The organism is Mesorhizobium sp. M7A.F.Ca.CA.002.15.2.1, assembly GCF_003998715.1.
GTDB lineage: Bacteria > Pseudomonadota > Alphaproteobacteria > Rhizobiales > Rhizobiaceae > Mesorhizobium > Mesorhizobium ciceri.
On sequence record NZ_RZPI01000183.1, the window covers coordinates 1 to 8604 of the forward strand.

Consider the following 8604-nt stretch of genomic DNA (forward strand, 5'->3'; position numbering starts at 1 on the left):
GTAGTAGAGATGATCGACATTCATGTCGTGATGATGCAACGTCCAGCCTGCCACTTGCGCTTCGGGAAAATAGGGATTGCGGTCGGCGGCATGCAGCCAGGCGCAGCCGATGTCGAAAGGCACGCCGAAATGCTGGTCGCTGGTCCAGGCTCGCCCGCCGATTCGGTCCATCGCTTCGAGCAGCGTGAAGGAAAGCCCCGCCGCCTGCAGGGTTTTGGCAGCGGCAAGACCCGCCGAGCCGGCGCCGATGATGACGACATCAACGTCTTGCATGCAGCCCCCTTGCCACAATAATCACTTGATCCTAGGCAAATTCCACGGCATTCGCCAGCATTGCAGCGGTGACAGTGACAAGTGCGCGTTTCGCTGGCAAGTTCGCAATTGGGACGTGATTCAGGCAACCAGGAGATCAACATGGCAATTCTTGCCAAGGGAAAGATGTTTGCAGCGGCCGCGATGGCGGTGCTTGCGCTGGCGACGGGCGCACAGGCAGCGGCCAGCTGCGGCAAGACCGGCGCCGGCTTCGAGGCCTGGAAGCAGGACTTTGCCGCGCAGGCCAGGTCGGAAGGTGTGGGCGCCAAGGGGCTGGCCGCTCTGGCCGGGGCGAACTACGCGACAAAGACCATCTCCGTCGACCGCGGCATTCACAAGGCCTTCAGCGGCTCGGTGGACGATTTCATGCGGCGGCGCGGCGGCGCGGCGATTATCTCCAAGGGCCGGTCGCTGAAAAAGTCGAATGCGGCGCTGTTCTCCAAGATCGAAGCGAATTACGGCGTGTCGCCGGGCGTGTTGCTGGCCATCTGGGGTATGGAAACCGGCTTCGGTTCGGCCATGGGCAACCAGAACACCGTCTCTGCGATTTTGACGCTTGCCTATGATTGCCGCCGCCCGGGGTTCTTCTACCCGCATGCGATCGCCGCCCTGAAGCTGGTCGATCGCGGGGCGTTGACAGCCTCGTCGGTCGGGGCCGCGCATGGCGAGATCGGACACACGCAGTTCCTGCCAGGAAACGTCCTGAAATATGGCGTCGGCGGCGGAAACCTGCGCGACAAGGGCACGGCGCTGGCTTCCACTGCCAACTTCCTCAAGGGCCATGGCTGGCGGGCAGGTGCGAGCGCGAGTGCGAATATGGGCGCGATTGCCGGCTGGAATTCCGCGAGCGTCTATCAGCAGGCCATCGCCCGCATTGCCACGGCGATCGACGGCGATTGACGGAACATGCACCGGGCAGAAGGCCCCGGCCATTTTTGACTTGATCGAAAACCCGGCGTGAATGCCGGGTTTTTATTTGATTTCGAGCGTGTAGGAGCAGCCGGCCAGGGTCTTGCCGGGATGGGACTCGACGGTCGAGACGTTGAGCTTGACGTCGGTGGAGAAGGTCAATCCTTCCGACTCTTCGGTGCTTTGGACAACGACCTTTTCGCCAAGGAATTTTTGCGGCGTGGAAAACACGGCCATGACGTCGAGTTCTTTTGCAAGCTCCGGCGCGGCAACGCCGTCGAGCACGGCCATCGGCCCCGCAGCGGTAAACACGATCGATCCTGTCTCGCGGTTGAACACGCGGATTTTGGCCGGCAGTTCGTATTGGCTGAGAAACGGATTGGCGGAGGCAACCTCCTTCCAGCCAAGCGTTTCAACGGCACCCGGTGCGCTGGACAGCCACAGGGCAAAGTCGTTGTAAGTCGGAACGTCCGCCCTGCACTCGATCAGCGCGGGAAGGTCAAGAGAGGCGGGGTCGAACTCCTGGCCGGCGGCCGGCGTCGCCAGAACAACCAGCGGCGCCAGGCAGCGACCGAAACCGCGCATCCGCCCTACTTGGCGCGGTTGCGCGCTGCCAGCGTTCTCAGCCGCAGTGCATTGAGGCGGATGAAGCCGGCGGCGTCCTTCTGGTCATAGGCGCCACGGTCATCCTCGAAAGTGACCAGCGCATCGGAGTAAAGCGTCTTCTTCGACTTGCGGCCGGTGACCATGACGTTGCCCTTGTAGAGCTTGAGCCGCACCGTGCCCTCGACGTCTTCCTGGCTCTTGTCGATCATCGCCTGCAGCATCAGCCGTTCGGGCGCAAACCAGAAGCCGTTATAGATCAGCTCGGCGTAACGCGGCATGAACTCGTCCTTGAGGTGGGCCGCACCTCGGTCGAGCGTGATCGATTCGATGGCCCGGTGGGCGGCGATCAGGATGGTGCCGCCTGGCGTTTCGTAGACGCCGCGCGACTTCATGCCGACGAAGCGGTTCTCGACCAGGTCGAGCCGGCCGATGCCATTGTCGCGGCCGAGATCGTTGAGCGCCGCCAGCATGGTTGCCGGCGACAGCTTCTTGCCGTTGAGCGCGATCGGGTCGCCCTTCAGGAACTCGATCTCGATCTCGGTGACCTTGTCGGGCGCATCCATCGGCGAAACGGTGCGCTGGTGGACGAATTCCGGCGGCTCGCTCCATGGATCTTCCAGAACCTTGCCCTCGGAAGAGGAGTGCAGCAGGTTGGCGTCGACCGAGAACGGCGCCTCGCCCTTCTTGTCCTTCGGCACGGGGATCTGGTGCTGTTCGGCAAAGTTCATCAGGTCGGTGCGCGACTTGAACGACCAGTCGCGCCACGGCGCGATGACCTTGATGTCGGGGTTCAGTGCGTAAGCCGAGAGCTCGAAGCGAACCTGATCGTTGCCCTTGCCGGTGGCGCCATGCGCGATCGCATCGGCGCCGGTTTCCCGGGCTATATCGACCAGATGCTTGGAGATCAGCGGCCGGGCGATCGAGGTGCCGAGCAGATAGGTGCCTTCATAGACGGTGTTGGCGCGGAACATCGGGAAGACGAAGTCGGCGACGAATTCCTCGCGCACATCGACGATACGGATGTCCTTGATGCCCATCATCTCGGCCTTGCGGCGCGCCGGTTCCAGCTCTTCACCCTGACCGAGATCGGCGGTGAAGGTGATGACCTCGGCGCCGAACTCGGTCTGCAGCCATTTCAGGATGATGGATGTGTCGAGACCGCCGGAATAGGAGAGCACGACTTTCTTGATGTCTTTGGTTTTGGACATTTTTACCCCGTCGGTGGCGGACGCCCCAGCCTGGGCGTCACAGATTGTCGCAGCGCCTTTTAGCAGGAACGGCAGAGCGAGCAAGCACGCGTGCATGCATGGCTTCTGGTCCAGCGCATGGCGGGAGCGCGATGCCTGGGCCGTGGCGTTTTGGCGGGACCGTGCCATGGCGCCCCGCATCGCAGCACTAAGAAGATGCAGTTCAGCACGGAGCGCGGTCTATCCGCGCGACGGGGCCGACCGCGAGCGGTTGGTCAGCAACGCCGACCTTGCCATGTACCGGGCGAAGAACGACGTGACGCGAGCCGTCTGCTTCTACGAATCCGCCATGGACGAGACGGCGCGGGCGCGCCGCGCCTTGGCCACCGACCTTCGCCAGGCGATCGACCGCGGCGAGCTTTCGCTTCACTATCAGGTGCAGACCTCGGTCCCGACCGGCGCCACCTGCGGCTACGAAGCGCTGCTGCGCTGGACCCATCCCGTGCATGGCATGATCCCGCCCGCCGAATTCATCCCGATTGCCGAAGAGAACGGCTCGATCATGGCGATCGGCGAATGGGTGCTGCGGACCGCGTGCCGGCAGGCGGCCTCGTGGGGCAATGGCCACAAGATCGCGGTCAATTTGTCGCCGGTGCAGTTCGCCCATGCCGATCTCGCCAAGCTCGTCCATCAGATCCTGATCGAGACCGGGCTGTCGCCGAAACGGCTGGAGCTGGAGTTGACCGAATCGACGATCGTCGCCGACAAGGTGCGCACGCTGCATGTCCTGCGCCAGGTCAAGGCGCTTGGGGTGACGATCGCGATCGACGATTTCGGCACCGGCTATTCATCGCTCGATACGCTGCGCTCGTTTCCCTTCGACAAGATCAAGCTCGACCGCTCATTCATGGCCGATGTCGAGCGAAGCCCGCAGGCCAAGGCCATCATCCGGGCGGTGCTGACGCTGGGCCGCAGCCTCGACATTCCGGTGCTCGCCGAAGGCGTCGAGACACATGTCCAGCTCACCATCCTGCAGGTCGAAGGCTGCAATGAGGCGCAAGGCTATTTTCTCGGCCGGCCCAAGCCGATCGACCAGATCACCGGGGACACCGATGTCCGCAACGATCGACTCTTCGCGGAGGAGCCAGCGAGGATACGGCTGAGCAGGCAGGCATAGGACTGCCGCGGCCGGCGCCCAGCGAATGCCGTGCAGACGCCTGCTGGATCGAGATCGGATCGCTGCTGTGTCTGGCGTCGACATGGCGCATCCTGTATAGGCCTCCCAATTCCCCGGGGCCGCTCATGTCGTTCATTCCAGACACCACCACGCTGATCCAGTTCGCCATCGCCACGGTCATCCTGGCGATCACGCCGGGGCCGGACATGACCCTGTTCGTCTCGCGCACGCTGAGCCAGGGCCGTGCCACCGGCTTTGCCTCGATGGCCGGCGCGCTGTGCGGCACGCTGATCCACACCACGCTGGTGGTGGTCGGCGTCTCGGCGCTGATCGTCGCCTCGCCGATGGCATTCTTCGTGCTGAAGATCTTCGGCGCCGGCTATCTCGTCTTCCTGGCCTGGCAGGCAATCACCAGGGGCTCGGCCTTTTCGCCGGAGAAGAAGACGGGACCCGAGATTTCGCTGTTGCGCAGCTGGGCGGCGGGCCTCGGCGTCAATCTGCTCAACCCGAAGATCATCCTGTTCTTCATGACCTTCCTGCCGCAGTTCGTCTCCGCACATGATCCGAACGCACCGGGAAAGCTGTTTTTCCTGGGCACGATGTTCATCGTGCTGTCGGTCCCGGTGACGGTGCCGATGGTGCTGGCGGCGGAAAAGTTTTCGGCGGCGATGAAGGCAAGCCCGCGCGTTACGCGGGTGGTCGACTATCTGTTTGCCGGCGTGTTCTCCGCCTTCGCCCTCAAGATCCTGACGGCCCAGGCGAAGTAGGCGCCGTCATCCTGTCCGGCCATCCTCTTTTGATTCTGGTTCGCCTTGCCACCAGCTTGCGGCCCAGCGCCCGGCGCTGAGCCAGTAAAAGATACCACCGACCATGCCGCTGCCGATCACGGCCATGATGGCGCTGGTGTCCCTGACGGCGAAGGCGGTGTCACCGCTGTGGTCGGCAAGCCCGAGGAAAACACCGGCAACCACCGCGCCCGCCAGCGCATAGAACAGCCAGTCGCGCCGGCCCAGGATTTCGGCAAGCAGGATGACGACAGAGGCCGGCATCAGGGCGAAATAGGCGACGAACAGGGCGGCGAAGGGAATTGAAAAATACAGGGAAGCCGTCGCCGTCGGATGCGCATGCTCCGGCGTGTAGCCGAGCGATGCCAGGAACAGGATGTTGAGGAAGGCGCTCGCCGCCAGCGAGGCGACGGCATAGCCGAACAGGATGACGGTGAAACGGATGAGGTAGCCGACGAGACGCGCCATCAATCCCGGCCCAGATTCCGGCCCGTGCCGGACCTGCGTCCAGCCAGAAGCCAGTAGATCCAACCGGCGGCGATGCCGGCGGTGGCGAGAAAACCCAGAAAGCCCGGATTGAAGACAAAGCTGCTGGCCGAGCGCGGCATGGATACGCCAAAGGCAATGGACGTGATCGCACCAGTGGCGGCGAAGTAGAACCATCCTCGAAGTGAGAACCGTTCGGCGACAAAGAGCGCCGGGCCGACGATCAACAGCGCGCCGATCATTACGGTCAACACGGCGAGCGGGAACGAGCCAAGCCAGTCGAAGGCGAAAATGATCGACCAGTTGCCGTCTTCGATGCCTTCCAGAAGAGCGATCAGCAGCACCGGCACCAGGATCGAGGTCAGCACGGCGGCGATATAGCCGACCGCCATGATGGCGAGGCGTCTTAGGCAGGCGAAGGGGCGGTTCACGCCTCGCCGTGCCCCGCTATCATCATCGCTTCCAGAGCCAGCCGGTCGACCTTGCGCATGCGCTCGGAGTCGGATTTGAGCTGGCCGCAGGCGGCGAGGATGTCGCGGCCGCGCGGCGTGCGGATCGGCGAGGCATAGCCGGCATTGTTGATGTAGTCGGCGAATTTCTCGATCGTTTCCCAGTCCGAGCACTGGTAATTGGTGCCCGGCCACGGGTTGAACGGGATCAGGTTGATCTTGGCCGGAATGCCCTTGAGCAGCTTGATCAGTCCCTTGGCGTCCTCGATGGAATCGTTGACGTCCTTCAGCATCACATATTCGAAGGTGATGCGCTTGGCGTTCGACAGGCCGGGATAGGCGCGGCAGGCGGCGATCAGTTCCTTCAGCGGATACTTCTTGTTGATCGGCACAAGCAAGTCGCGCAGATCGTCATTGGTGGCATGCAGCGAGATTGCCAGCATGACGCCGATTTCCTCGCCGGTGCGGAAGATTTCCGGCACGACGCCGGAGGTCGACAGCGTGATGCGCCGCTTCGACAGGGACAGGCCGTCACCGTCGGAAGCGATCAGCAGCGCCTTCTTCACCGCTTCGAAATTGTAAAGCGGCTCGCCCATGCCCATCATGACGATATTGGACACTTTGCGGCCTTCGGCCGGCACGATGGCGCCGTCGGGCGTGTCGCGGTCAGGGAAATCGCCGAGCCGGTCGCGGGCGGTGAGCAGCTGGGCGAGGATCTCCTCGGCCGTCAGATTGCGCACCAGCTTCTGCGTGCCGGTGTGGCAGAACGAGCAGGTCAGCGTGCAGCCCACCTGCGAGGAGATGCACAGCGTGCCGCGACCCTCTTCGGGAATGTAGACGGTTTCGATCTCGACAGGCCGGCCGGCGCCGCGCGGCGGAAAGCGGAACAGCCACTTTCGCGTGCCGTCGGCGGAAATCTGCTCCTCGACGATCTCGGGCCTGGCGACGGTGAAATGCTTGTCGAGCTCAGCACGCAGATCCTTGGAGATGTTGAACATGCCGGCGAAATCGGAGACGCCGCGCACATACATCCAGTGCCACAGCTGCTGGGCGCGCATTGTCGCCTGGCGCTCGGGCACAGCGCCTGATGCAACCAGAGTCTCGGCGAGTTCGATCCGCGTCAGGCCGATCAGCGACTGCTTTTCGGGCTGTGCCGAGCGGGCACGCAACGCGTCGCGGGCGCTGTCAGTGGTGAGATCGAATGAAAGGGTCATGGTTGCACTGATATAAGCGGTTTGCGGCCGATTTCACGCATCGTGCCGGAAAGGAAGCGCGGCGCATAGCACAGGTTGAGGGCAGAGTCATGCTCAGCTAGCTTTACGATCTACGATCGCCTTGGAACGACGTCGGCACCGCCCCTCGTCATGGCGGGCATTTCTCTCCCGATAATGCCTGTCTTGCGGCGGCAGCGCGTTTGGCTGATGGCTTCCCCCACTCCGTCGAGCGTAGCTCGACGGAGTGGGGGTCGACCTTTCACCGAAGCGATGCTTCCGCCTGGCACTCAGGCGAGCGCCAACGACAGGTTTTTCCGGCGCTAGTTTAATAGACTGCCCAGCTGTGTTAGGCCGAAACATTCCCCGCTCGAGGACAGACATGGCCGGCACATCGCGAAAATATCCCATGCTGCGGCGTTCGCGCGCGATGTGGGGCTCACGGCGGGTCTGGCAGCCGCGCCTGGTGTTCTGGGCCGGCGCGCTTGGCATCGGTGTGATCAGCGTGCTGTTCGCGGTGCTGGCCGACAGGGCGCAGGAACTGTTTCAACTGATGACAGGAGATGCAGGCGGCTGGCGTTTCTATCTGCCGCTTGCCATTACGCCGTTGGGTTTCGTGCTGTGCGCCTGGCTTGCCCACACCTTCTTTCCCGGTTCGCAAGGCAGCGGCATTCCGCAGGCGATCGCCGCCCGCCATCTGCGTGACGACGAGGACCGCAGCCACATCCTGTCCCTCAAACTGGTGGCCGGCAAAATCATGCTCACCATCGTCGGCCTGTTCTGCGGCGCCTCGATCGGCCGCGAGGGTCCGACGGTGCAAGTCGGCGCGTCGCTGATGCTGCAGGCGGCACGCTGGGGCGGCATGGTGCAGGCCCGGGGTCTGATCCTGGCCGGGTCGGCCGCCGGGATTGCCGCCGCCTTCAACACGCCGCTGGCCGGCATCGTCTTCGCCATCGAGGAGATGGGCCGCACCTATGAGGCGCGAACCAACGGGCTGGTGCTGACGGCGGTGATCCTGGCCGGTCTCGCTTCGCTCGGGCTGCTCGGCAACTACACCTATTTTGGCGTCGCCAGGGACACCATCTCGTTTGCCGCCGAGTGGCCGCTGGTGATTGCCTGCGGCGTCATCGGCGGCGGGTTCGGCGCGCTGTTCTCGCTGCTGGCGTTGAAGGCGACGCGGCGGATCCGGCGCTGGAACACTGGGCAGCCTTTGCGGCGCGCCCTGATCGTGGCCGCAATCTGCGGGCTTGCGGTGGCGGTGATCGGCATTGCCTCGGGCGGGCTGACCTTCGGCACCGGTTACGTGCAGGCGCGGGGCGCCGTCGAAGGCACGCCGCTGCCGTGGTTCTTCTTCGCCGAAAAGTTCCTGGCGGGATTGCTGTCGATGATCTCGGGCATTCCGGGCGGTATCTTCGCGCCCTCGCTGGCTGTCGGCGCCGGATCGCCTCGGCGATGAAGACACGCGATAGCGCGTGATAGAGC

At 63.7% G+C, this 8604-nt stretch carries 8 protein-coding genes and 2 pseudogenes; 4 read left to right on the forward strand and 6 right to left on the reverse strand.

The window, feature by feature from the left end:
* Positions 1 to 273: FAD-dependent oxidoreductase (locus ENZ74_RS12885; protein WP_127312802.1), on the reverse strand; the 273-nt coding region annotated here is incomplete at its 3' end.
* A 141-nt stretch (positions 274 to 414) separates the two neighbouring features.
* Here ENZ74_RS12885 and ENZ74_RS12890 point away from each other — a divergent pair.
* Positions 415 to 1212 (forward strand): lytic transglycosylase domain-containing protein, encoded by a 798-nt coding sequence (locus ENZ74_RS12890; protein WP_024504026.1) that lies wholly within the window; start codon positions 415 to 417, stop codon positions 1210 to 1212.
* A gap of 72 nt (positions 1213 to 1284) precedes the next feature.
* On the opposite strand, the gene ENZ74_RS12895 is transcribed toward ENZ74_RS12890, so the two are convergent.
* Positions 1285 to 1806: a hypothetical protein gene (locus ENZ74_RS12895; protein WP_027162880.1), complete on the reverse strand. Its 522-nt coding sequence runs from the start codon at positions 1804 to 1806 to the stop codon at positions 1285 to 1287.
* Positions 1807 to 1811: 5 nt separating this feature from the next.
* Positions 1812 to 3035, reverse strand: coding sequence for an argininosuccinate synthase (locus ENZ74_RS12900; protein ID WP_063169556.1), 1224 nt, complete (start codon positions 3033 to 3035; stop codon positions 1812 to 1814).
* Between the two features lie 214 nt (positions 3036 to 3249).
* On the opposite strand from ENZ74_RS12900, the pseudogene ENZ74_RS12905 reads away from it, so the two are divergent.
* Both ENZ74_RS12905 and ENZ74_RS12910 read left to right on the forward strand, forming a co-directional pair.
* Positions 3250 to 4191, forward strand: a pseudogene (locus ENZ74_RS12905) (GGDEF domain-containing phosphodiesterase); the annotation flags it as partial.
* A 125-nt stretch (positions 4192 to 4316) separates the two neighbouring features.
* Complete coding sequence (locus ENZ74_RS12910; RefSeq protein ID WP_013528810.1) at positions 4317 to 4958, forward strand: LysE family translocator; 642 nt, start codon at positions 4317 to 4319, stop codon at positions 4956 to 4958.
* A gap of 6 nt (positions 4959 to 4964) precedes the next feature.
* Here the strand turns inward: ENZ74_RS12910 and ENZ74_RS12915 are convergent, their stop codons facing one another.
* From ENZ74_RS12915 to rlmN, 3 genes are read right to left on the reverse strand one after another with little or no spacing between them, the layout of a single operon-like run.
* Complete coding sequence (locus ENZ74_RS12915; RefSeq protein WP_063169555.1) at positions 4965 to 5444, reverse strand: hypothetical protein; 480 nt, start codon at positions 5442 to 5444, stop codon at positions 4965 to 4967.
* Positions 5444 to 5854, reverse strand: coding sequence for a hypothetical protein (locus ENZ74_RS12920; RefSeq protein WP_224618958.1), 411 nt, complete (start codon positions 5852 to 5854; stop codon positions 5444 to 5446). Before ENZ74_RS12920 ends, ENZ74_RS12915 begins: the two co-directional genes overlap by 1 nt.
* 35 nt (positions 5855 to 5889) lie before the next feature.
* Positions 5890 to 7125, reverse strand: a complete 1236-nt coding sequence (gene rlmN, locus ENZ74_RS12925) for a 23S rRNA (adenine(2503)-C(2))-methyltransferase RlmN (protein ID WP_063169553.1) — start codon at positions 7123 to 7125, stop codon at positions 5890 to 5892.
* A 379-nt stretch (positions 7126 to 7504) separates the two neighbouring features.
* Here rlmN and ENZ74_RS12930 point away from each other — a divergent pair.
* Positions 7505 to 8563 (forward strand): annotated as a pseudogene (locus ENZ74_RS12930) (chloride channel protein); the annotation flags it as partial.
* Between the last annotated feature and the right edge of the window lie 41 nt (positions 8564 to 8604).

What these genes read in the sequence shown, in the direction of transcription:
- ENZ74_RS12910 (WP_013528810.1), top strand. Translation starts at nt 4,317, where the DNA reads ATGTCGTTCATTCCAGACACCACCACGCTGATCCAGTTCGCCATCGCC.
- ENZ74_RS12890 (WP_024504026.1), top strand. Translation starts at nt 415, where the DNA reads ATGGCAATTCTTGCCAAGGGAAAGATGTTTGCAGCGGCCGCGATGGCG.
- ENZ74_RS12915 (WP_063169555.1), bottom strand. Translation starts at nt 5,444, where the DNA reads ATGGCGCGTCTCGTCGGCTACCTCATCCGTTTCACCGTCATCCTGTTC.
- ENZ74_RS12900 (WP_063169556.1), bottom strand. Translation starts at nt 3,035, where the DNA reads ATGTCCAAAACCAAAGACATCAAGAAAGTCGTGCTCTCCTATTCCGGC.
- ENZ74_RS12895 (WP_027162880.1), bottom strand. Translation starts at nt 1,806, where the DNA reads ATGCGCGGTTTCGGTCGCTGCCTGGCGCCGCTGGTTGTTCTGGCGACG.
- rlmN (WP_063169553.1), bottom strand. Translation starts at nt 7,125, where the DNA reads ATGACCCTTTCATTCGATCTCACCACTGACAGCGCCCGCGACGCGTTG.
- ENZ74_RS12920 (WP_224618958.1), bottom strand. Translation starts at nt 5,854, where the DNA reads ATGGCGGTCGGCTATATCGCCGCCGTGCTGACCTCGATCCTGGTGCCG.